Origin of the sequence: Burkholderia sp. AU33803, assembly GCF_002223095.1 — a bacterium.
Lineage (GTDB): Bacteria > Pseudomonadota > Gammaproteobacteria > Burkholderiales > Burkholderiaceae > Burkholderia.
In genome coordinates, this window is the sequence record NZ_NKFJ01000004.1 from 741,223 (window position 1) to 762,422 (window position 21,200).

20 protein-coding genes are annotated in these 21,200 nt (G+C 67.6%); 18 read left to right on the plus strand and 2 right to left on the minus strand.

The annotated features are described in order from the left end of the window. Positions 1–15 precede the first annotated feature (15 nt). The 7 genes from CFB41_RS05925 (at position 16) to CFB41_RS05955 (ending at position 7,649) form a co-directional block, all read left to right on the plus strand. The gene (locus CFB41_RS05925; RefSeq protein WP_089439601.1) at positions 16–855 is read left to right on the plus strand and encodes an outer membrane lipoprotein-sorting protein; all 840 of its coding nucleotides are present in this window, start codon (positions 16–18) and stop codon (positions 853–855) included. A 5-nt stretch (positions 856–860) separates the two neighbouring features. Next, positions 861–1,691: a hypothetical protein gene (locus CFB41_RS05930; RefSeq protein ID WP_089455878.1), complete on the plus strand. Its 831-nt coding sequence runs from the start codon at positions 861–863 to the stop codon at positions 1,689–1,691. Further along, positions 1,688–3,376 (plus strand): c-type cytochrome, encoded by a 1,689-nt coding sequence (locus tag CFB41_RS05935; RefSeq protein ID WP_089455879.1) that lies wholly within the window; start codon positions 1,688–1,690, stop codon positions 3,374–3,376. The genes CFB41_RS05930 and CFB41_RS05935 overlap by 4 nt, the downstream gene beginning before the upstream one ends. Positions 3,377–3,534: 158 nt before the next feature. After that, on the plus strand, positions 3,535–4,923 hold the full coding sequence (locus CFB41_RS05940; protein WP_089456565.1) for a cytochrome C: 1,389 nt from the start codon (positions 3,535–3,537) through the stop codon (positions 4,921–4,923). Between the two features lie 42 nt (positions 4,924–4,965). Beyond that, on the plus strand, positions 4,966–5,637 hold the full coding sequence (locus tag CFB41_RS05945) for a cytochrome c (protein WP_089439604.1): 672 nt from the start codon (positions 4,966–4,968) through the stop codon (positions 5,635–5,637). A 227-nt stretch (positions 5,638–5,864) separates the two neighbouring features. Beyond that, positions 5,865–7,007, plus strand: coding sequence for a c-type cytochrome biogenesis protein CcsB (gene ccsB, locus CFB41_RS05950; RefSeq protein ID WP_089456566.1), 1,143 nt, complete (start codon positions 5,865–5,867; stop codon positions 7,005–7,007). 132 nt (positions 7,008–7,139) lie between these two features. Then, a complete protein-coding gene (locus CFB41_RS05955; RefSeq protein WP_089455880.1) occupies positions 7,140–7,649 on the plus strand; it encodes a DUF1269 domain-containing protein in 510 nt (169 codons plus the stop codon). Positions 7,650–7,697: 48 nt separating this feature from the next. Here the strand turns inward: CFB41_RS05955 and CFB41_RS05960 are convergent, their stop codons facing one another. Next, a complete protein-coding gene (locus tag CFB41_RS05960; RefSeq protein WP_089439606.1) occupies positions 7,698–8,321 on the minus strand; it encodes a lytic transglycosylase domain-containing protein in 624 nt (207 codons plus the stop codon). Between the two features lie 523 nt (positions 8,322–8,844). Here CFB41_RS05960 and CFB41_RS05965 point away from each other — a divergent pair. Beyond that, positions 8,845–9,624: a response regulator transcription factor gene (locus CFB41_RS05965; RefSeq protein ID WP_089456567.1), complete on the plus strand. Its 780-nt coding sequence runs from the start codon at positions 8,845–8,847 to the stop codon at positions 9,622–9,624. Between the two features lie 12 nt (positions 9,625–9,636). Here the strand turns inward: CFB41_RS05965 and CFB41_RS05970 are convergent, their stop codons facing one another. Next, entirely contained in the window at positions 9,637–10,755 is a 1,119-nt protein-coding gene (locus tag CFB41_RS05970; protein WP_089455881.1) for a PAS domain-containing sensor histidine kinase, read from the minus strand. Positions 10,756–11,378: 623 nt separating this feature from the next. Between CFB41_RS05970 and CFB41_RS38875 the strand changes: the two genes are divergently transcribed. From CFB41_RS38875 to CFB41_RS06020, 10 genes are all read left to right on the plus strand, one after another. Beyond that, positions 11,379–12,005 (plus strand): SCO family protein, encoded by a 627-nt coding sequence (locus tag CFB41_RS38875; RefSeq protein WP_373453229.1) that lies wholly within the window; start codon positions 11,379–11,381, stop codon positions 12,003–12,005. A gap of 59 nt (positions 12,006–12,064) precedes the next feature. Then, positions 12,065–12,739 (plus strand): response regulator transcription factor, encoded by a 675-nt coding sequence (locus CFB41_RS05980; RefSeq protein WP_089439609.1) that lies wholly within the window; start codon positions 12,065–12,067, stop codon positions 12,737–12,739. 151 nt (positions 12,740–12,890) lie between these two features. Next, complete coding sequence (gene gspG / locus CFB41_RS05985; RefSeq protein WP_089455882.1) at positions 12,891–13,373, plus strand: type II secretion system major pseudopilin GspG; 483 nt, start codon at positions 12,891–12,893, stop codon at positions 13,371–13,373. A gap of 47 nt (positions 13,374–13,420) precedes the next feature. Beyond that, positions 13,421–14,623 carry a type II secretion system F family protein gene (locus CFB41_RS05990; protein WP_089455883.1) on the plus strand — a complete coding sequence of 401 codons (1,203 nt, stop codon included), beginning with the start codon at positions 13,421–13,423 and terminating at the stop codon, positions 14,621–14,623. An 18-nt stretch (positions 14,624–14,641) separates the two neighbouring features. After that, positions 14,642–16,369, plus strand: a complete 1,728-nt coding sequence (locus tag CFB41_RS05995) for a GspE/PulE family protein (protein ID WP_089455884.1) — start codon at positions 14,642–14,644, stop codon at positions 16,367–16,369. Beyond that, positions 16,350–17,216 carry a hypothetical protein gene (locus CFB41_RS06000; protein ID WP_089455885.1) on the plus strand — a complete coding sequence of 289 codons (867 nt, stop codon included), beginning with the start codon at positions 16,350–16,352 and terminating at the stop codon, positions 17,214–17,216. The genes CFB41_RS05995 and CFB41_RS06000 overlap by 20 nt, the downstream gene beginning before the upstream one ends. Beyond that, positions 17,213–17,743, plus strand: a complete 531-nt coding sequence (locus CFB41_RS06005; protein ID WP_089455886.1) for a hypothetical protein — start codon at positions 17,213–17,215, stop codon at positions 17,741–17,743. Before CFB41_RS06000 ends, CFB41_RS06005 begins: the two co-directional genes overlap by 4 nt. Continuing rightward, on the plus strand, positions 17,740–18,306 hold the full coding sequence (locus tag CFB41_RS06010) for a hypothetical protein (RefSeq protein ID WP_089439615.1): 567 nt from the start codon (positions 17,740–17,742) through the stop codon (positions 18,304–18,306). The genes CFB41_RS06005 and CFB41_RS06010 overlap by 4 nt, the downstream gene beginning before the upstream one ends. Then, the gene (locus tag CFB41_RS06015; protein ID WP_089455887.1) at positions 18,303–18,902 is read left to right on the plus strand and encodes a hypothetical protein; all 600 of its coding nucleotides are present in this window, start codon (positions 18,303–18,305) and stop codon (positions 18,900–18,902) included. Before CFB41_RS06010 ends, CFB41_RS06015 begins: the two co-directional genes overlap by 4 nt. A 90-nt stretch (positions 18,903–18,992) precedes the next feature. Next, the gene (locus CFB41_RS06020; protein WP_373558615.1) at positions 18,993–21,197 is read left to right on the plus strand and encodes a secretin N-terminal domain-containing protein; all 2,205 of its coding nucleotides are present in this window, start codon (positions 18,993–18,995) and stop codon (positions 21,195–21,197) included. Positions 21,198–21,200: the final 3 nt, after the last annotated feature.

Sequence of the window (21,200 nt, forward strand, 5' to 3'; positions counted from 1 at the left end):
GCGGGGAGAGCAGTCATGAACCGGTTTCTTTTCAAGTCGATTTCGGCGGCATGTGCCGCCGGCTTGTTGACTTGCGGCCAGGTCGCATCCGCGGCCTCGGCGGCGGGGAATGCGCAGGAGGCGTCGGCGTCGCACATGGATGCGGCGCAGATCGCCGAGCGCAATGCGGCGGCCCGTGGCGGGCTGCAGGCGTGGCGGGCGGTGTCGTCGATCAGGATGACGGGGCAGCTCGATGCGGGCGGCACGAAGAACGTCAGGCTGCCGTTCACGCTGACGTTGAAGCGCCCGCGCAAGAGCCGGCTCGAAATCCAGTTCGAGCAGCAAACGGCGCTGCAGGTGTACGACGGCTCGCAGGGCTGGCTGGTCCGGCCGTACCTCGGGCGCAACGACGTCGAGCCGTATACGCCGGCGCAACTCAAGTCCGCCGCGTCATCGGCCGAACTCGACGGGCCGCTGATCGACTACGCGGCCAAGGGCACCACGATCCAGGCGCTCGGCACGGAGCAGGTGGAAGGGCATCGCGCGTATGTGCTGAAGCTGACGTCGAAGGAGGGCGCGACGCGCCGCCTGTGGGTCGACGCGTCGAGCTTTCTCGAACTGAAGATCGACGGCGAGCCGCGCGTGCTGGACGGCAAGACGCACAGCGTCGCCGTGTTCTATCGCGACTACCGGAAGGAGAACGGCCTCGTCATGCCGCACACGCTCGAGACCGTCGTGAGCGGCGTCAAGGGCGCGCACCGGATCACGATCGAGCATGTCGCGCTCAACGAGCCGGCCGACGACGGGATGTTCGGCAAGCCGCCGCTCACCTTCGCGAAGGCGCCGAGTCACCCGGCCGAGACCCGGACGAGGTGACCACCATGGGACGGATCGGATCGTGGGTGCTCGCCGGCTGCGCGATGGCGGCCTTGTGCGGGTGCGAGCAATTGCCGGGGCAGGGCCTCGGCGTGGACCAGATCGTCGAGAAGAACATCGCGGCGAGAGGCGGGCTCGACGCGTGGCGCAAGGTCCAGACGATGGTCTGGTCGGGCCATGTGGACAGCCCGAATGCGCCCGTGCGCAACATGCCGTTCGTCCTGGCGATGAAGCGCCCGAACAAGACGCGCTTCGAGATCACCGTGCTCAACCAGAAGGCCGTGCGCGTGTTCGATGGCCGCGAAGGCTGGAAACAGGCCGCGAGCGGCAGCGCCGGCGTGCGGCCGTATACGCCGGGCGAGCTGCTGTCCGCGCGCGACGAGCAGGTGATCGACGGCCCGCTGTTCGACCACGATGCGAAGGGCATCGGCGTGACGCTGGAGGGCGTCGACCCGATCGGCGGACACGATGCATACCGCCTGGCGGTGAAGTTGCCGTCCGGCGCGGTACGGCATGTGTGGATCGACGGGCGGAGCTTCCTGGACGTGAAGGCCGACCGCCAGGTGCGCGGGCCGAGCGGCCCGCTCACGGTGGAGGTGAACTACGGCAACTTCAAGCTCATCGACGGCCTGCAAATCCCGCTCAGGATCGAGAGCGGAACGGCAGCCGCGCCGACCAAGGACACGCTGATCATCGACAAGGTGTCGCTGAATCCGCCGCTCGACGATGCGCTCTTCGGCCGGCCCGTATCGCCGGGCGGACGCCGTGCGGCGTCGATCGATGCACGCGTGTCGGCGGCCCCGCCGGGCGTGGCCCGGCCGACGGCACGGCCATGAACGGCATCCGGGGGCGAGCGCGCGCCCTCGCGGCGGCGTGGCCGCCGGTCTCGCGCGGGCGGCTGGCGCGGTGGGTGGTGCTGGCCGCGCTGTGCGCAAGCGCGGGCCACGCGATCGGCGGCGAGCCGGCGGCACCCGTCGTGCCCGCGGATGCGGGAGAAGCCCTCTTCCAGCGTGGCATCCTCGGTTCCGGTGCGCCGCTCGAAGCCGTGCATCAGGACGGCGTGCGCCTGCAAGGCGCCGCTGCCGCCTGCGTCAATTGCCATCGGCGCAGCGGGCTGGGCTCGAAGGAGGGCAACACCACCATCCCGCCGATCACGTGGCGCTACCTGGTGCATCCGCGCGCGCAGACCGCCGAGGATCTCGACATCCCGTACGTTCCGGGCATGCGCACCGATCGCGAGCCGTACACGGAAGAGCGGCTCGCGCGCGCCGTGCGCGACGGAATCGACCCGGAGGGCCGGCCGCTCGGCAGACTGATGCCGCAATATGCGCTCGGCGACGCCGACATGGCCGCGCTGACCGGCTATCTGCAGCGTCTCGATCGCCGCCCGCCGTCGGGCGTGACGGACACGGTGCTGCATTTCGCGACGATCGTCACGCCGGACGCGGACCCGGTGAAGCGGGCGGGCATGCTCGACGTCCTGCAGCACTACTTCGCGGACAAGAACGCGTTTCCGTTCGGCACGACGCCGCCGCTGCGTTCCACGCGAAAAATGATGTTCATGGTCAATCGCCGCTGGGAACTGCACGTGTGGGAACTGAACGGTCCGCCGGACACGTGGCGCGCGCAGTTGACGCAGTTTCTCGCCCGACAGCCGGTGCTGGCCGTGGTGTCGGGGCTCGGCGGCAGGAACTGGGCGCCCGTTCACGACTTCTGCGAGGCGCAGGCCGTGCCCTGCCTCTTTCCGAACGTCGAGGTGCCGGTCGAAGCCGATCACGATTTCTATTCGGTGTACTTCTCGCGCGGCGTGCTGCTCGAGTCGGACCTGATCGCGAAGCGCGTGCTGGACGAAGTCGGCGCGCGGCCGGTGAAGACGGTCAGGCAAGTCTATCGCGCCGGCGACAACGGCGAGCGCGGTGCTCAGGCGCTCGCCGCGGCGCTGAGGGCACGCGGCATCGCGGTGTCGAATCATGCGCTCGCACCGCACGACGGCGTCGCGCGCGCGTTGCGCGGGATGTCGCGCAACGATGTGCTCGTGCTGTGGCTGAGGCCGCCCGATCTCGCGGCGCTCGAGCATGTGCCGCCGACGGTGGACACCGTGTTCATGTCGGGGCTGCTCGGCGGGCTCGACAGCACGCCGCTGCCGACGAGCTGGCGCGCCGTCACGCGCGTGGCCTATCCGTTCGACTTGCCCGAAGGGCGGCGCGTGCGCGTCGACTACGCGTTCGGCTGGTTCACGATCCGGAAGATTCCGATGGTCGCGCCGCAGGTGCAGGCGGATACCTATCTCGCGTGCGGCCTGCTCGCCGAGACGCTGAGCCACATGGTCGACGCGTTCGTGCGCGAGTATCTCGTCGAGCGCATCCAGGACATGCTCGAACGCCGCATCCTGACCGGCTACTACCCGCGCCTGACGCTCGCGACCGGGCAGCGCTTCGCGTCGAAAGGCGGCTACATCGTCCGGTTTGCCGGGCCGGACCGCACGAAGATCGCCGCCGACGGAGACTGGATCGTTCCCTGAGCCGTCGCGCGCCTTCGGATGGAGGAGGAAACAGGCCGCGTATGGAGGGAGTCGCCCCATGTCGGTTTCGATGCACGCATCGCACACTGAAGACATCGTGCGACATGGCGATGTCGCGCCGGAGCATCGCGGCATACGATGCGGGGAGGGAAACCGTCATGACAACGTTCCTGGCCGGCCATGGTGTTCGACATCGCCGGGCACGTCGCGGCTGGCTGGCCGCGCTCGCGGTGCTCGCGTTGCTGCAATTGCCGGTCGCGCACGCGTTGCCGATCTTCGCGCGCCAGACCGGGCAGAGCTGCGTCGCATGCCATGCCGGCGGACAGTTTCCGGAACTCACGCCGTACGGGCGCATGTTCAAGCTGAACGGCTACACGTTCGGCGAACGCACGATTCCGCTGGCCGCGATGGCGATTGGCGACCTGAGCAAGACGCGCTACAACAGCGACTCCAACGGCGCGCCGATCAACCCCAAGGACGGCCTGCCGATCTTCGACTTCGCGAGCGTGTTCCTCGCCGGGAAGATTACCGACCATCTCGGCGGCTTCGCGCAGTTCACCTACATCGCCCACGATCATCAGGACGGCGACGGGCGATGGAAAGGCCACTGGACGTCGGACAATACCGACTTCCGCTTCGTCGACCGGATCATGACGTCGGCGAACGACCTGATCGTCGGCTTGACGGTGCACAACAACCCGACCGTGCAGGACGTATTCAACACCGCACCGGCATGGGGATACCCGTACGTCTCGTCGACCATCAGCCCGGTGGCGAAGATCCAGAACCTGCCCTTGCTCGAAAGCGGGGCGCTCGCGACGCAGGCGGTCGGCACCGGCGCCTACCTGTACTGGAACAGCCTGCTGTACGCGGAGCTGACCACCTACAGCACCGCGGACGGCATCTGGTCGTTCCTGAGCCACGGGAACAGCGAAGGGAACCCGAATCACCCGCAGGTCTATCTGCGCGGCTACAACCCGTATGCGCGCATCGCGCTGACCCACGAGTGGGGGCCGCATAGCGTGATGGTCGGCGCGTTCGGCTTCAGCGTCGACGTCTACCCGCACGACGCGAACAATTTCCCGATTTTCGGGACCGGCGTCACGCGTTTTCGCGACTATGGTCTCGACGCGCAATACGAGTACCTGCTGGAGCCGCACACGATCACCGCGCAGGCGCGCTACGTGCGGGAGAACATTCACGATCCGAACAATTTCGTCGTGAGCGACAACACCTCCGCGAACCTGAATTCGCTGCGGCTCAAGGCGTCGTACGTCTTCCAGGCCAAGTACGGCGTCAGCCTGTCGTTCTTCAATACGACGGGCACGGCCGACAGCGCGGCCTACGCGGCGAGTGCGAACTTCCATCCGAATACGCAGGGCTGGACGCCGGAAATATTCTGGATGCCGGATCAACACGTGCGCGTCGGCATCCAGTACACGCACTTCACCAAGTACCTCGGCGCGACGACCAACTACGACGGCAACGGGCGCAATGCGAGGGACAACGATACGTTGTTCGTCTATCTATGGCTCGCTTCGTTCTGACATCGGGCGGGCGACGGACGTTACGGCAGGGAGAGCGCTGACATGAACAAGGTGACCCATTTCGCTTGGCTCGCGCTGGTGCTGGCGGCATCGGGTTGTCACGACCTGGAGCGGTCGCGGGAAGTCGATAATCCGGCCGTATCGGGCAGGACCATCGCGCTGCAGGTGTGCTCGAACTGCCACGGCGCGACCGGCGTGTCGGTGTCGCCGATGTTTCCGAAGCTCGCCGGACAGCGCAAGGAATACCTCGTCGACCAGTTGACCGACTTCAAGCATCACGCGCGTGCCGATCCGAATGCGAAGCGCTACATGTGGGGATTCACGCATCTCACCGATGCGCAGATCGACGAGATCGCCGACTATTTTTCGGGCCAGCCGCCGGTCCTCGGCGCGTCCGACGATCACGCGCTGCTCGATGCGGGCAAGGCGATCTTTGTGTCGGGGTTGCCCGACAAGGGCGTGTCGGCGTGTGTCGGGTGTCATGGGCAGCATGGCGAGGGCATGAGCCGGTTCCCGCGGCTCGCCGGCCAGCACGCGGACTACGTGCTGAAGCAACTGAGGGTGTTCCGGGAAACCGATTCGCGGCCGCGCGGCGCTGTCATGAAATCGGTGTGCGCGAACATGACCGAGCAGGACATGCGCGCCGTCGCGGCGTACGTCGAGGCGTTTCCGCTGGAAGCCGACGCACCGGCGAGCCCGGCGGCCGAGCAATGAACACGCGCCGCTGAATCGGCGTCGCGTGCGGCGGGTGCCGCGCAGCGGACAGACGAACGGCGACGGCGGCGACCATTTGGGTGTCTCGTCTTCCCCGGGGCGGGGCACCTTCTTTTAAAACGGGCAGTTCCATTCCGGTGAAGCACATGAAGGCCATTCAATCCCCACGCGGCGGCATGGCGTCCGTCGCCGCGTCGCTGCAGCGGCGACTTCGTGCGCCGGCCGCGATGCGCTCGCGCGAGCCGGATCACGACCGTGCGTTCCTCGCGCGCCTGTCGTTGCTCGACTGGCTGTTCGCACTGGCGCTCGTGGTGGGCGCGGGCTATGCGCTCGTGCACTACAACGCGCACATGGATGACTACGACAAGGCGGTGATGATCGGCACCGTGCCGGCGCTCATCGCGCTCGGCTGGCGCTGGAAGCCCGCGCGACTGATGATGGCGTCGATCGCCGTGCTGGCGCTGCTGTCGATCCAGATCTACCAGGGCGATCTCGCGCGCGCCGATTCGGCGTTCTTCCTCAAGTACTTCCTGTCGAGCCAGTCGGCGATCCTGTGGATGAGCGCGCTGTTCGTGCTCGCGACGCTCTTCTACTGGATCGGCTTGCTCGCGCGCTCGGAGTCGGGCGCCGCGATCGGCCAGAAGCTCACGTGGGTCGCCGTGCTGATGGGCTTCACCGGCCTGATGGTGCGCTGGTACGAGTCCTACCTGATCGGGGCGGACGTCGGGCACATTCCGGTATCGAACCTGTATGAAGTGTTCGTGCTGTTCAGCCTGATCACCGCGCTGCTCTATCTGTATTACGAAGGCCACTACGGCACGCGCGCGCTCGGCGCGTTCGTGCTGCTGGTGATCAGCGCGGCCGTGGGCTTCCTGATGTGGTACTCGGTCGCGCGCGACGCGCAGCAGATCCAGCCGCTCGTGCCGGCGCTGCAAAGCTGGTGGATGAAGATCCACGTGCCGGCGAACTTCATCGGCTACGGCAGCTTCGCGCTGTCGGCGATGGTGTCGGTCGCGTACCTGATGAAGGAGCGCGGCGTGCTCGCCGATCGCCTGCCGACGCTCGACGTGCTTCACGACGTGATGGTCAAGTCGATCACGGTCGGTTTCGCGTTCTTCACGGTCGCAACGATCCTCGGCGCGCTGTGGGCCGCGGAAGCATGGGGCGGCTACTGGAGCTGGGACCCGAAGGAAACCTGGGCGCTGATCGTGTGGCTCAACTACGCGGCGTGGCTGCACATGCGCCTGATGAAGGGCCTGCGCGGCACGGTGGCCGCATGGTGGGCGCTCACGGGCCTGCTCGTGACGACCTTCGCGTTCCTCGGCGTCAACATGTTCCTGTCCGGGCTGCACAGCTACGGGCGGCTCTGAGGCGCGCGCGGCGGCGCCTACCGTGTTCTACCCATGCAGTTTGGCGAGCATTACCACTACAAGCCGGATGCGCGCCGAGCCAGAATGGTTCAAGGGCGTATCGCCGCATTGCGCGGTGACGTAGGAGGAGCCATGAGACGCGTCTATTTCCTGTTGCCGACGACGCAATGCGCGCAGTCGGTCGTCGGCGAGTTGCTGTCGCTGCGAGTCGAGTGGCGACATATCCATTGCCTCGCGAATCACGCCGTGATGCGCGACGGGTTGCCGGAGGCGACGCTCGCGCAGCGCAGCGACCTGCTGCCGTCGCTCGCGCGCGGCACCGCCGTCGGCTTCGGGACCGGCATGCTGCTCGGGCTGCTCCTGCTGGCGTTCCCGCCCGATGGTTTGCGGATCGGCGGCGGCGTCGTCGTGGCGATCACGCTGTTCGGCGCGGCCTTCGGCGCATGGGTGTCGACGATGATCGGCGTCGACGTGCCGAGCACGCGCCTGAAGCGCTTCGAGGACGGCATCGAGCACGGTGAATTGCTGATGATGATCGACGTTCCGACCGACCGCGTCCACGAGATCGAAGACGCGATCAAGCTTCACCACACGGATGCGCACCTGCAAGGCGAAGATCCGACCATCCCGGCGTTTCCCTGATCGCCACTCGACCCGCCGGCCGGTGTCGCGCCGGCCGACGCCGGCGTTTCAACTCGCGGCGAGCAGCCGTTTGTAGCGCGCCAGGACGCGCGGCACGTACTCGCGCGTCTGCGGCATCGACGGAATGCGATAGCCTGCCCGAATCACGGCGTTCTCCCCGGCATTGTAGGCAGCGAGCGTGAGCTCGACGTTCTCCTTGAACAGGTCGAGCAGGAAGCGCAGATACCGCGCGCCGGTCAGCACGTTGTCGCGCGGATCGAACATGTCGACGCCGGCGAAGCGCCGCGCCGTTTCCGGCATCAATTGCATGAGCCCGAGCGCGCCTTTGTCCGAGACTGCCTTCGGGTTGTATCCCGATTCGACGTCGATCACCGCGCGAAGGAGTTCGGGCGGAATATTGAACGACCGGCTTGCCTCGGCGATGACGTCCGCCAACGACGACGCGATCGCCGCTTTCGGCGCGGCGCGCTTCGCTTCCGCTGCGCTCGGCCTTTCGGCGGCGACGATCACTTTCAGATTGGCCGTGCCGGGCTCGTTGGTCAGGACGATGGCGCCGTTGCTCGTCACCGTGCCGAAGATCTGCGCGTGCGCGGTGCATGACCACATCGAGCCGAATCCCGCGCATGCGGCAACGAGCGCTGTTCCCAATACGGATGAAGGGCGGCTGTGCATCTTTCTGGCCTCCTGCATCTGCATTGTCGTTGCGGGTACATCGGATCGGCAATGGGGCGACCTCCTACACTTCGATGCCGCCAGCGACACGCCGCGCGGCGATGCAAAACTGTTACAAAAGAAATCGCGGGTAATATCGGGCCGGCGGGCGAAGTTGACGATTCTTACGCGGAACAGTTGGTTTCTGCTCAATGCGCGCGCCGTTGCGGAATGATTTGTTTCTTGCGTGCCGGAAACGATCGGGTAGTCCCGCCATCCGTAGTCCTACTGATGGGACGCACACAGTCAATTCGATTCAGCCCTGAAACATTCCGGCCCGTGCGCCACGTTTCGGCGAGGGCATGTCCGTCGCGGACGCTCGCGCGCGGCGCGCTGGCCCGAACCTTGCACGGAGCACGGGTGTGACCTGTTGGTCGCGAGACAGGTCGCCAGACCGGGCAAGGCAACAAGAACACATCCGGCACCGTGCAAACGAGGCGTCGAGATCCGACGTGGTGCAAGCGCGGAAAACTTGGGGGAAGCCGTGAATACAAAATGTCGCGTGATGATTGCGGAAGATCATGATCTTCTGCGAAACGGGCTACGGTCGATGCTTTCCGCGCAAGGCGACTACGAAGTCGTCGGCGAAGCGCGCGACGGCAAGGAAGCGTGCCACCTGGCCATGACGCTCGCGCCGGACCTGATCCTGATGGATCTGTCGATGCGCGGGATGAACGGTATCGATGCGAGTGCGACGATCAAGCGGCGTGTACCGACGATCCGCATCGTCGTGCTCACCGTGCACCAGAACGAGGAGTACGTGCGCGAGGCGCTGCGTGCCGGCGTCGAAGGCTACGTGCTCAAGGACGTTTCGTTTGACGAATTGCTGCTCGCGATGCGCATGGTCATGCTGGGAAAGCGGCACCTGAGCGCGGATGTGTACGGCTACATGGTCGACTCGTTCGTGACCGGCCGCGAAACGCCCGCGCCCAAAAAGGCGTGGGACATCCTGACCGCGCGCGAACGCAGCGTGTTGAAGCTGATCGCGGAAGGGCGCACGAACCGGCAGGTCGGCCTGTACCTGAGCCTGAGCCCGAAGACGATCGAGAAGTACCGGGCGAGCATGATGCACAAGCTCCATCTCGCGAATCTGACGGAACTGGTGCTCGTCGCGATGAACATGGGTCTGTTGACCACGCTCGCGGCGAAATGCGCGGAAACGGATGTGGCCGACGTGCCGGCCCGGCCGGTCGACGACGACGTGCAGGTGCCCGACGCCGTCGCGCGGCTGGACGACTATCCCGCTGGCGGCGCGAAGCGCTGAGCGTCGCCGGTATCAGAGCGGCCAGGTTGCCGAGACACGCGTGCCCGTCGTGGCGGACGACTGGATCCCGAACGTGCCGCCGTGCGACTCGATGCGGTGCTGCATGCCGATCAGCCCGAGCCCCGCCGCGCGTGCGTCGTCCGTCGCAAGCGGATGGCGCTCGTAGCCGACGCCGTTGTCGTCGATCGTCAGCAGCAGCCCACCGGCATCGTGTTGCAGGCCGAGCATGATTTCGGTGGCCTGCGCATGCTTGACGACGTTGTGCAGCGCCTCCTGCGCGACCCGGAACATGTCCGCTTTCAGATGCTCGGGAATCTCGTCGTCGTCGACGTCGCAATTGAACTCGACCGACAGCGGGCTCGCGTCACGCTCGATGCGGTGGCACAGCGACGCGAGCGCGGCCGGCAGCCCGAGCCTGTCGAGCATCGGCGGCTTCAGTTCGCCGCAGATCTGGCGCACTTCGCCGATCGTTTCGCGAATCCGCAGCACGGCGACGTCGAGCAGCGCCGTCGCGTCGGCGATCTCGCCGCGACGAAGCCGCATGAGCGCGTCCTCATTCATCAGCTTGATGAGCGTCAGCGCCTGGCCGAGCCCGTCGTGCAATTCCGCGGCGAGCCGATGCCGCTCCTTCTGCTGGCCCATCAGCAGATACGTGTGGCACGCATGCACGCCCGCATCGTTGGCCGCGTCGCCGCGTCGTGCGGGCTCGGGCATCGGCGATTCCTCGAACAGCGTCAGCCACAGCCGGGTGCCGGGCAGTGCCTGCCGATAGATGACGAATTGCGCGGGATGGCCGCTTCGCCCGCCGAGCATCGCCGTGAACGAATGATGCTCGAGCGCGGCGCTCGCGGAGAGTGCGTCCGCAAGCCCGACGTGGGCGTCGTCGGGCGCCAGGTCGCGCAGCGGCCGGCCGACGAGTTCGGCGCCGCTGTATCCGAACAGCGCGGCGGTGCTGCGATTGACCGATACGAACGCGCCGTCGTCGGCGAGAATGGCGAGCGCCGCGCCCCGTGCGTCGGTGACGATGGCGCGGCGGCGATCGTCGTGACGAAGCGCACTGCGCAGCTTGCGCATCGCGTCGATCAGATCGAGCAGCCGGATCCTTGGTCCTTCGGGCTGGCGTTCAGTCATGGTGGCTCCCGAGGCGCGTCTTCAGGAAAACGTAAGGTTTCGACCATTCTAGGACGTGACCGAGGCGGCCCGCAACATGGGGATTGCGCGCGTTCGTCATAGGGAAACGCCTGCCGCGCGCATTGCGGGATCGTGCCGGGCGGGCATGTCCTACCGGCCTTTGGGGGGCGTCATCCCATGACGCTCTCCGGCAAATTCATGACACTGCATGGGCGGGGCACGGAATTGTCCGCTGCCTCGCTCGTGTCATGGAGGCCGGTATGAACAGGATCGCCAGATCGACAATGGGCGCATGCGTGGTGGCGGGCATTGCCCTCGCCGCAGCGCCCGCGTGGTGCGCGTCCGACGGCGGCGCGATGGAGAACGCCGGCGCGGCGGCGGTCGAAAGCGCGGCGGCGGCCGGGAGCGTCACGGAAAACCCGGCGCCGGAAGCCGTCGACAGTTCGATGGACAAGGACATGCAGAACGGTGTCGAACACGCTGCCGGAAACGCAGCGGACGGCACCGACGGGAATGCCGCCGGCGGCGCGGCGATGCCCGCGCCGGAGCACCCGATGGAGCACGCGATGGAGCCGGCGAGTGACCCTGCCGCGGCGCCCGCAGCGCCCACCGCAGGACCCGCGATGGCGCCCGCGACCGACGCCCCCGCGCAGCCTGTACCGGCCGCGCCTGCCGGTAACGCGGTCGACAAGGCCGGCATGACCGACGGCGCGACGGAAGCCGCGGGCATGCACATGCATCACGCGATGATGCCGGGGACCGTGCACACGATGGTCCAGTATGCGGCGCCGACGGTTCAGCTCGTGCGAGACGACGGTCGGACCGTCTTGCTGGCCAAGGAGCTCGACGACGGCCGGCCGGTGATCCTGACGTTCATCTACACCAGCTGCACGACCATCTGCCCGATGATCAGCCAGACGCTCGAGCAATTGCAGGGCGAACTCGGCGCCGACCGCGACAAGGTCCACATCATGTCGATCTCGATCGATCCGGAGGCCGACACGCCGGAGCGGCTCAGGGCTTACGCGGCCCGCTTCGATGCCGGTCCCGAATGGCAGCATTACACGGGGACCGTCGAGGCGAGCGTGGCCGCGCAGCGCGCGTTCAACGTCTTTCGCGGCGACAAGATGAACCACACGCCGGTGACGTTCGTGCGGGCCGCGCCGGGCCAGCCATGGCTGAGGATCGACGGTTTCGCGACGCCCACCGAGCTGCTCGCTGCCTATCGCGACGTCGTCGCGTCCAACTAGTGCCCGTTCCCGCCGACAGCGGGCCGTGGGTGCCACGTTTCTGCGAGGGAGCGTCGAAATTGGACAACAAGCATCGTGTGCTGATCGTCGAGGACCAGCATCTGTTGCGCGTCGGCCTGAGTCATCTGGTTTCCGAGCTGGCCGACTACTGCATCGTCGGCGCGGCGAGCGGCGGGGTCGAGGCGTGTCATCTCGCCGAGAAGACCCGGCCCGACCTGGTCCTGATGGATCTGTCGATGCCGGGCGGCAGCGGCTTCGAGGCAATCGCGTCGATCAAGCGCAACGTGCCGCATGCGCGGATCATCGTCCTCACGGTTCATCACGGCGAAGACGACGTGAGCGACGCGTTCGCCGCGGGTGCGGACGGCTACGTGCTCAAGGACTCGCCGTTCGCCGACCTGGTGCGCGAGATGCGCTTCGTGATGCAGGGCAAGTGCGTGGTCAGCCTCGACGCCTATCGCGCCCGCGTCGGCCTGCATGGGTTGCGCGACGCGAACGCGCACAAGGCGCGCTTGTGGAGCGCGCTGACCAATCGCGAGCGCACCGTGTTGCGCCTCGTCGTCGAGGGGCACACGAGCCGGCAGGTCGGCGAGTGCCTCAAGGTCAGTCCGAAAACCGTGGACAAGCACCGCGCCAATCTGATGCGCAAGCTCGGCATCGCCAACCTGACCGGCCTGGTTCATTTCGCGATCGACATCGGCGTGCTCGCGCTGAACGACGACGACCGTGTGTGAATTCCCTCCATTGACGCATCGCCCAACTGGGGGGGATCTACCCATGGGGATGGACGGCACTCCCTACTTCTGGCGCGTACCCGCGTGAACAAGAATGCAATCAACGGCATCCGCGGCGCCGACGCCGCGGGTTGATACAGGGAGGAAAGCCGTGAGCCATGGATCGTCCTCGATACCGGCCGGCGGGCCGGACCGGCGGCCGCGCGACGAACGAAGCGTGTGCCGCGCACGCGCGAGCCGCGGCTTCACGTTGCTCGAACTGCTCGTCGTGATGGTCATCATCGGGTTGCTGGCGGGGCTCGTCGCGCCACGGTATTTCGAACAGGTCGGCAAGTCGAACGTGAAGGTCGCGCGCGCGCAGATCGTGTCGCTCGGCCAGGCACTGGATCAGTACCGGCTCGACGTCGGTTCGTATCCGACCACCGAGGAAGGGCTCGACGCGCTCGTGAACAAGCCGCAAAGCGCATCGCGGTGGAGCGGCCCCTATCTGCAGAAGGCCGTCCCGGTGGATCCGTGGGATCGGCCCTATCAGTATCGTTCACCGGGCGAACACGGCGACTACGACCTGTTTTCGCTCGGCAAGGACGGACGCGGGGGCGGGACCGGCGAGAACGTGACGATCTCGTCGTGGTAGCGGCGCGGTCAGGGTGCGCGGCGTGAGCAACCGCAAGGAGAGTCGACGTGAAATTCGTGCTGCGGGTATTCGATACGAGTGGGTCGGTGCAGACGCTGCGGATCGACAGCGATTCGCCGGCGAACGCCGCATCGCTCGCTCGCGCGCGCGGCCTGCGCGTCGTGTCGGTCAGCGCGGACGCCGCGCGGCAGCGGCGCGGCACGAACCGGTTCGGGATGCCGCGCGCGCGCTTCGACGTCGACATGTTCGCGCGCGAGCTGGCGGCGCTGCTCGATGCGGGCGTCGGCCTCGTCGACGCACTGCGCACGCTCGGCGGCAGCACCCGGCGCGAAGCGTCCGTCCAGGTGTATCACGACCTGTTGCGGCATCTCGAGGAAGGGCAGGCGCTGTCGATGGCGCTCGAGCACGCGAGCCCGATCTTTCCGCCGGTGCTGGTGGCGTGCGTGAAGGCGAGCGAGCAGACCGGCGGACTGGCCGACAGCCTCACGCGTTATTCGGTCAACAGCGCGACGCTGCGTGAGCTGCGCGCACGCGTCGTGTCGGCGGCGATCTACCCGACGGTGCTGCTGTTCGTCGGCGCGGCCGTCGTGCTGTTCCTGCTCGGCTTCGTGGTGCCGCGGTTCGCCACGCTCCTCGAACACAGCGGGCGCGAACTGCCGCTGATGTCCCGGCTGCTGATGGCGTGGGGCGGCATGGTGCACGCGCATGGCACCGGGCTGGCCGTTGGCCTGGCCGTGCTGGCGGTCGCCGCCGGGCTCGCGCTGCGGCGGCCGGCCCTGCGGATCTGGCTCGCCGATCGCCTGCTGGCGCTGCCCGGCATCGGGCAACACTTCCGCGTGTTCCGCCAGTCGCAGTTCTATCGCACGACCGCGATGCTGGTCGACGGCGGCATTCCCGCGATTCGCGCGTTCGACCTCGCGCGCGGCCTGGTCGGCCGTGCCGATCAGGCCGCGCTCGCCGCCGCGCTCCAGCAGATCCGCAACGGCGCGAAGATGTCCGATGCGTTCCAGCAGGCCGGCCTCGCGGACGCGATCGGCTATCGCCTGCTGACGGTGGCCGAAAAGACCGGCGCGCTCGGGCCCGTCCTCGACCGGATCGCCGCATTCCAGGAAGCGCAGGTTTCGCGCACGATCGACCTGATCTCGCGACTGATCGAACCCGCGATGATGATCGTGATCGGCGTGGTGATCGGCGGCATCGTCGTGTTGATGTACATGCCGATCTTCGAGATCGCGTCGAGCATTCAGTAGGCCGCCCCGGAGACTCGCATGGACACCGTCACTTCTCCCGTCGATCCCGATCCCGACGCGGATGCCGGCCGGGGCGACCTGCGCGACTTGCTTCGCACGCTCGGCGAACGCCACGGGTCCGGCATTCGCGCGCTCGAGGCATTGACGGCGCACACGGCGCTCGGCGCGGACGAAATCCGCGAGCGGCTCGCCACGCAGTTCAGGATGAAGCCGATCGGCATACGCGAGCTGAACCGCCTGGAGCCGGATTTCGAACGCGTGCCGTTCGTCGAGGCGATGGCACGTCTCTGCGTGTGCCTGCGCGATCCCGACAGCGGCGCGCTGCTGTTCGCTGTCGCCGATCCGCTCGATGCCCGCACGCGCGGCTGGGTCGAACACCGGATGCGCGCGCACCCGACGCTGCCGTACCGATGGGCGCTCGCGAGCGCGGGCGACCTGAGCGCGTATCTGGCGGTGCGCGAGAAGGACATCCGCGCGATGGATTCGCTCGCGTTCGACGACCCGATCCAGTGCGCGCCCGATCCGGCGTCGCTCGCGTTGACGCTGCAGGGCATCAGCAGCGACGACAGCCCGGTGGTGCGCCTGCTCAATTCGACGATCTACGATGCGCTCAAGATGCTGGCGAGCGACATCCACCTCGAATGCAGGGCGGCCGGCTTGATGATCAAGTGCCGCGTCGACGGCGTGCTCACGGTGGTGGGGCGGGTGGAGGGCCGCGACGTCGCGGATCAGGTGCTGTCGCGCGTGAAGGTGATTTCCGAACTCGACATCGCGGAGCGCCGCATCCCGCAGGACGGGCGCTTCAAGGCGATGTACGCGGGACGCGAAATCGATTTTCGCGTGTCGATCATGCCGAACCAGTTCGGCGAGGATGCCGTGTTGCGGATTCTCGACCGCTATCAGCTCTCCCAGGCGTCCGGCGGCCTGACGCTCGAGGCGCTGGGGTTCCAGCCGGCCGACACGCGCTTCATGCGGTCGGTCGCGTCGATGCCGTACGGCATGCTGCTCGTCACGGGGCCGACCGGCAGCGGCAAGACCACGACGCTTTACGCGATCCTCACCGAAATCAACAACGGGCTCGAGAAGATCGTCACGATCGAGGATCCGGTCGAGTACCAGCTGGGCGAGATCCTGCAGATTCCGGTCAACGAGGCGAAGGGCCTGACGTTCGCGCGCGGCTTGCGGTCGATCCTGCGGCACGACCCGGACAAGATCATGGTCGGCGAGATCCGCGATCCCGAAACCGCGCAGATCGCCGTGCAGGCGGCGCTGACCGGCCACCAGGTGTTCACCACCGTGCACGCGAACAACGTGTTCGACGTGATCGGCCGGTTCACGAACATGGAGGTCGATCCGTACAGCTTCGTATCGGCGCTGAACGGCGTCATCGCGCAGCGGCTGCTGCGCCAGTGCTGCACGGACTGCCTCGACGAGGACACGGTGGACGCCGATGCGCTCGCCCGTTCGGGCATCGACCCGGATACGGCCGGCAGCTACCTGTTTCGACGCGGCACCGGGTGCGCGATGTGCCGCGGCAGCGGCTATCGCGGCCGGCGGGCGATCGCGGAGGCGCTGCGCATGAACGACGAACTGCGGCAACTGCTGTCCGAGCGCGCGCCGCTCGGGCACATCAAGGCCGCGGCGCTGCGCTACGGGATGACGACGTTGCGGGCGTCGGCGCTCGACCTGGTCAGGCGCGGCGAAACGACGCTCGAGGAGATCAATCGTGTCACCATGGTCGAATGATCGTCTTGCCGTCGGTGTCGGGACGCGCGAGATCGCCGTCGGCATCCGCACGCGCGCACTGTGGCGGCCGCACCGGCGCGGGTTCGTCGCCGATCCGCTCAGCGTCGCCATTCCCGATGAGCAGTTCGGCAGCGAGGCGGGGCTGCTCGATGCGCTGCGCGCCGCGCTGGCCGCGATGCACGATGCCGATGCCGGCGCGAAGCGGGCGCTGGTGCGCGGCGCGCATGTCGTGCTCGACGATTTCTGGTGTTGTCATGCGATCCTGCGCGGAGACTTCCGCGCGCTGCACGCCCGCGAGCTGGAGGAAATCGCGCTCGCGCATTTCTCCGACACGTACGGCGTTGCCGCGGAGTCGCTGGTTGCGCGCTTCGACGTGCGGCGCGGTGGCAGGGTGCTCTTTGCCAGCGCGCTGCCGCGTACGCTGTACGACGGCATCCTCGGTGCCGGTGCGTCCGGCGACGTGCCGATCCGCGGCCTGCGCGCGGCCCTTCCGGAGACGCTCGACCGGTTCGCGGTGAAGCCGGACGGCGATGCGATGCTGCTCGTCGTCGACGAGGCGCTGCTGCAAGCGGTCATGATCGAGCACGGCGAGTGGGCCGCGTACGACACGCAGCGCCTCTTTCCGGGCGAGTCCGGCGACGCGTCGCGGCTCGCCGAGCTCGCCGAGCAGCTGTTCGAGCGCTCGGCGCTGCGCACGGGCCTGAAGCTCGACGCCTGCAAGGTCTATCTGTTCGGCACCGACCTGGACGTAACGCCGTTCGGCGCGCGTTGCGCCGCGTTCGCGCTGCCGGGCCGCGCGGCGCACGACGGTTCGCCCGCGCGCCGATTGCTGGAGTACGCGCCATGATCCGCACGCTCGACATCGATTTTTGCCGGCGCCGCGCGCGCATCGGCGCCGGCGGAGTGATCCTCCTCGGTGTCGCCGCGTTGCTGTGGAGCGCGTGCGCCGTCCGGCTCTGGCACACGTACGCGGAAAACGATCGCATCAGGGAGAGCCTGACGGTCGTCCAGCATCGCCTGCTCGCGCAGCAACACGTCGCGAAGCCGCCGCCGACCGCGGCTGCCCGGCTTGCGGAAAAGCAGAGCCAGGCCGTGCTGCGCGAGCTGACCGTGCCGTGGCAGACGCTCTTCTCGATCGTCGAGGACTATCCGGGCCATGACGTCGCGCTCATCGGCATCGACCAGAACCCGGCGCAAGGCCAGATTCGCATCACGGCCGAAGCGAAGGACCCGGACGCGATGATCGCGTACCTGAAGTACTTGCAGACGAGCGTCGTGCTGCGCGAGGCGACGCTCAACGGTCATCTCGTCGAGGAGAACGTGGCGGGCAAGCCGGTGCGTTTCCAGATCACGGCCGTCTGGAGGAAATCATGAAAGCCGATCGTTTCGCGGACCGCCTGCTCACGCTTCGCTTCGAGTGGCGACGCGCCTTCGGTCTGCCGGGGCTCGCCGGCGTGCTGATGCTCGGCGCGGCCGCCATCACGTACGCGGCGATCGCGGGTGTCGAGTCCGACACGCGCGCGATGCTTGCGCCGGCCAGTGTGGTGCGCGCCGCACCCGGCCATCGTCGCGTGGATGTGCGCGGCACGGCGGCGGACGCGACCCCGCTCGACGCGCTGCCCGCGCTCTTTCCGGCTTCTTCGCAAAGCGCGGAAGACATCGCGTCGATCTTCGAGCAGGCGCGCGACAGTCACCTGACACTCGGGTCGGCCGAGTACCAGATGACGACCGAGTCGGGCGGGCGCTTCGCGCGCTACCAGGTGCTGCTGCCCGTGAAGGACCAGTACGGCGCGATCCGGCATTTTCTTGCATCGGTGCTGAACAACGTGCCGAACGCGGCGCTGCAGGAGATCCACGTCGAGCGTCCGGCAGTGGGCAGCAGCATTCTCGACGCGCGGGTGCGTTTCGAGCTCGTCTACCGGAGCGCCCAGCCATGATCTCCGCCGCCATGAAGCCCGCTTCGCGCCATCGGCTCGCACTCGCGCTGGCTTGCCTCGTCGTCGCCGGTGCCGGATATCGCGTGCTGGTGGCGGCGATGCAGCAGCCGGCGCCGGCTGCCGCAAGCATCGTGGTGCGTCACGACGGGGTGCGGGCGGTGCCCGCGCCGGCCCGTGCGCGCGTCGCGCCGGCCTCTCATGCCGCGGCGCCCGCGCCCGCGTCGCATGCAGCGGCGGCGACCCCGCGCGAGCAGCTCGCCGCATTGCGTGCGCCCGTGTCCGTCGAAGCCGCACACGATCCGTTCACGGCGTCGTCATGGCTGCCGCCGCCGCCCGTCGTGCCGCCGCCGCCCGAGACGCGTCCGGCGCCGCCGACCGCGCCGCCGGTGCCGTTCGTCTATCTCGGCCAGCAGGATGCCAAGTCGGCGAAGCCGCAGGTGTTCCTCGGCAACGGAGATCAGTTGCTGATTGTTTCGCCGGGTGACGTGATCGGCGGCCAGTATCGGGTGGAGTCGGTGTCCGCGTCGAACGTGGTGCTCACCTATCTGCCGCTGAACCAGGTCCAGACGGTGCTCATTCCAGTGGAAGGAAAGTAAATGAAAACCATACGTACACGGGATGCGCGTCGCGATGGGGACGACGGCCGGTCGACATGTCTTGGCTCCGCCCCCCGGGCCGCTGCGCGCTTGGCACTGCCGACCAGCCGGTGCGCGACGAAACGCGCGCTGGCGATCGCCGTGGCGCTGCTCGCATGCGGCGGATGTGCGCATGTGCCGAACCTTCACGACGATCCGACCAATGCACAGGTGAAGATCGACGCAATGCACGACCGCAAGGAGGCCGTCGACGATCTGCTCGACAACGCGGACGCGTTTCGCCAGAAGAACGAGTTCGACGACGCGGCACGCTCCGTCTACATGGCGATGCAACTCGATCCGACCAGCGAGCGCGCGCGCCGGATCGGCACGATGATCGACCAGGACCGCAAGCATCTCGCGATTCTGCAGGAAGCGGACCGCATGATGAAGCGCGGTTCGTACGCGCAGGCGGCCGAGCGCGTGCATCGCGTGCTGGTCGAGGATCCGGCCAATGCGATGGCGGCAAGCATGCAGGCGGAGCTGAGCGAGAAGCGCCGCCAGCAACACGCGGAGCGCGACGACAAGCTCGCGGCGTCGTCGATCATGCGCACGCCGGTGTCGCTGCAGTTCCGCGACGCGAACGTGCGGATGGTGTTCGAGGCCTTGTCGCGGACATCCGGGCTGAACGTCATTTTCGATCGCGACGTGCGCGCCGATCTGAAGACGACGATCTTCGTGCAGAACGCGTCGCTGCAGGACACGGTCGACATGATCCTGTTGCAGAACCAGCTCGACAAGAAGCAGATGAACGCGAACACGCTGTTCATCTACCCGGCGACACCGGCCAAGGAGCTCGAGTACCAGGAGCTCAAGGTGCGGACGTTCCAGTTGTCGAACGTCGACGCGAAGCAGGTGCAGTCGCTGCTGAAGAGCCTGTTGAAGGTGAAGGAAGCGGTGATCGACGAGCGCTCGAACACGGTGACGATCCGCGGCACGCCCGACATGATCAAGGTCGCTGAGGAGATGATCGCCGCCCAGGACTTGCCGGAGCCGGAAGTGATGCTCGAGGTCGAGGTACTGGAGGTGTCGCACGACCGGATGTCTCAGTTGGGCATCAACTGGCCCAGCTCGTTTACGGTGTCGACGCCGAGCTCGGCCGATACCTGGGGCGTGCTGCACCATCTGCCGATCAATGCGCTGAACGTCAGCAGCCTGTCGGCCACCGCGGACTTCAAGCTGACCGATACCGACGCGAACCTGCTCGCGAGCCCGCGCATCCGTGCGCGCAACAAGGAGAAGGCGCGCATCATGATCGGCGACAAGGTCCCGGTGATCTCGAGCTCGAGCACGCCGAGCACCAGCGGCCCGTCGTTTACGCAGATGATCCAGTACCTCGACGTGGGCATCAAGCTCGAGGTCGAGCCGCAGGTCTATCGCGACGGCGACGTCGGAATCAAGCTGAATCTCGAGGTCAGCAACATCACCAACACGATCTCGAGCGGCAACTCGCAGGGGCTGAGTTCGCTCGCCTACCAGATCGGTACGCGCAGTGCGTCGACCAGCCTGCGGCTGCGCGACGGCGAAACGCAGATCATGGGCGGCCTGATTTCGGACGAGGATCGCCGCAACGCGAACAAGGTGCCGGGTCTCGGGCAGTTGCCGGTGCTCGGTCGCCTGTTCTCCGATCACGGCGGCGATCACAAGAAGACCGAGATCGTGCTGCAGATCACGCCGCATATCGTCCGGCCGCAAGTGGCGGCGGATGCGGACACCCAGGAAGTATGGTCGGGCACCGACGTCAACGTGCACGCCGACCAGCTGCGACTCGATCCGGTTGCGCTGAACGCGGAGGCGCAGAACGCGGAGGCGCCCGCCGCGCCGACGGCGAGGGTCGTTCCGGGCAGCGTGGGGGGCGGGACGTCGGGCGGCAGGGCGCCGACCCCCCTGGAGGCTGCCGCGATCCGCGCGCAGCCGTCGCCCGAGAGCGGCGCGTTCGGACAGATGCCGGCCGCACCGCGTACGACGCCGCCCCCCGAACCTTACGGCGGGCGGTTCTCGAGGCCGCAAGCGGCATTGCCGGCACCGGCCGGCGGGAGCGGCGGGGCAGCCGCGGCGGAGCCGCCGCCCGCGGGCAACGAAGTCGCGCCCGCGCCGGGCACCACCGTGACGCCGGTTGCGTCGCCCGCGCCGGCCGAGCAGGCTGCCCCGGCCGTCAATGCACCCGCCGCCGCACCGGCGGCCCCGCCCCCGACGCTGCAGATGCCGGCGGGCGACATTCCGAGCGAAAACCCGCTTCGCCCGGTCGGGAAGTGAGCC

Bases quoted from the DNA above. Each gene is read 5' to 3' on its own strand.
- CFB41_RS05935 (WP_089455879.1), top strand. From the start codon at position 1,688: ATGAACGGCATCCGGGGGCGAGCGCGCGCCCTCGCGGCGGCGTGGCCG.
- CFB41_RS06010 (WP_089439615.1), top strand. From the start codon at position 17,740: ATGAAAGCCGATCGTTTCGCGGACCGCCTGCTCACGCTTCGCTTCGAG.
- CFB41_RS06005 (WP_089455886.1), top strand. From the start codon at position 17,213: ATGATCCGCACGCTCGACATCGATTTTTGCCGGCGCCGCGCGCGCATC.
- CFB41_RS38875 (WP_373453229.1), top strand. From the start codon at position 11,379: ATGGCGCCCGCGACCGACGCCCCCGCGCAGCCTGTACCGGCCGCGCCT.
- CFB41_RS05995 (WP_089455884.1), top strand. From the start codon at position 14,642: ATGGACACCGTCACTTCTCCCGTCGATCCCGATCCCGACGCGGATGCC.
- CFB41_RS05925 (WP_089439601.1), top strand. From the start codon at position 16: ATGAACCGGTTTCTTTTCAAGTCGATTTCGGCGGCATGTGCCGCCGGC.
- CFB41_RS05930 (WP_089455878.1), top strand. From the start codon at position 861: ATGGGACGGATCGGATCGTGGGTGCTCGCCGGCTGCGCGATGGCGGCC.
- CFB41_RS06015 (WP_089455887.1), top strand. From the start codon at position 18,303: ATGATCTCCGCCGCCATGAAGCCCGCTTCGCGCCATCGGCTCGCACTC.
- CFB41_RS05955 (WP_089455880.1), top strand. From the start codon at position 7,140: ATGAGACGCGTCTATTTCCTGTTGCCGACGACGCAATGCGCGCAGTCG.
- ccsB (WP_089456566.1), top strand. From the start codon at position 5,865: ATGCGCTCGCGCGAGCCGGATCACGACCGTGCGTTCCTCGCGCGCCTG.
- CFB41_RS05960 (WP_089439606.1), bottom strand. From the start codon at position 8,321: ATGCACAGCCGCCCTTCATCCGTATTGGGAACAGCGCTCGTTGCCGCA.
- CFB41_RS05970 (WP_089455881.1), bottom strand. From the start codon at position 10,755: ATGACTGAACGCCAGCCCGAAGGACCAAGGATCCGGCTGCTCGATCTG.
- CFB41_RS05945 (WP_089439604.1), top strand. From the start codon at position 4,966: ATGAACAAGGTGACCCATTTCGCTTGGCTCGCGCTGGTGCTGGCGGCA.
- CFB41_RS05940 (WP_089456565.1), top strand. From the start codon at position 3,535: ATGACAACGTTCCTGGCCGGCCATGGTGTTCGACATCGCCGGGCACGT.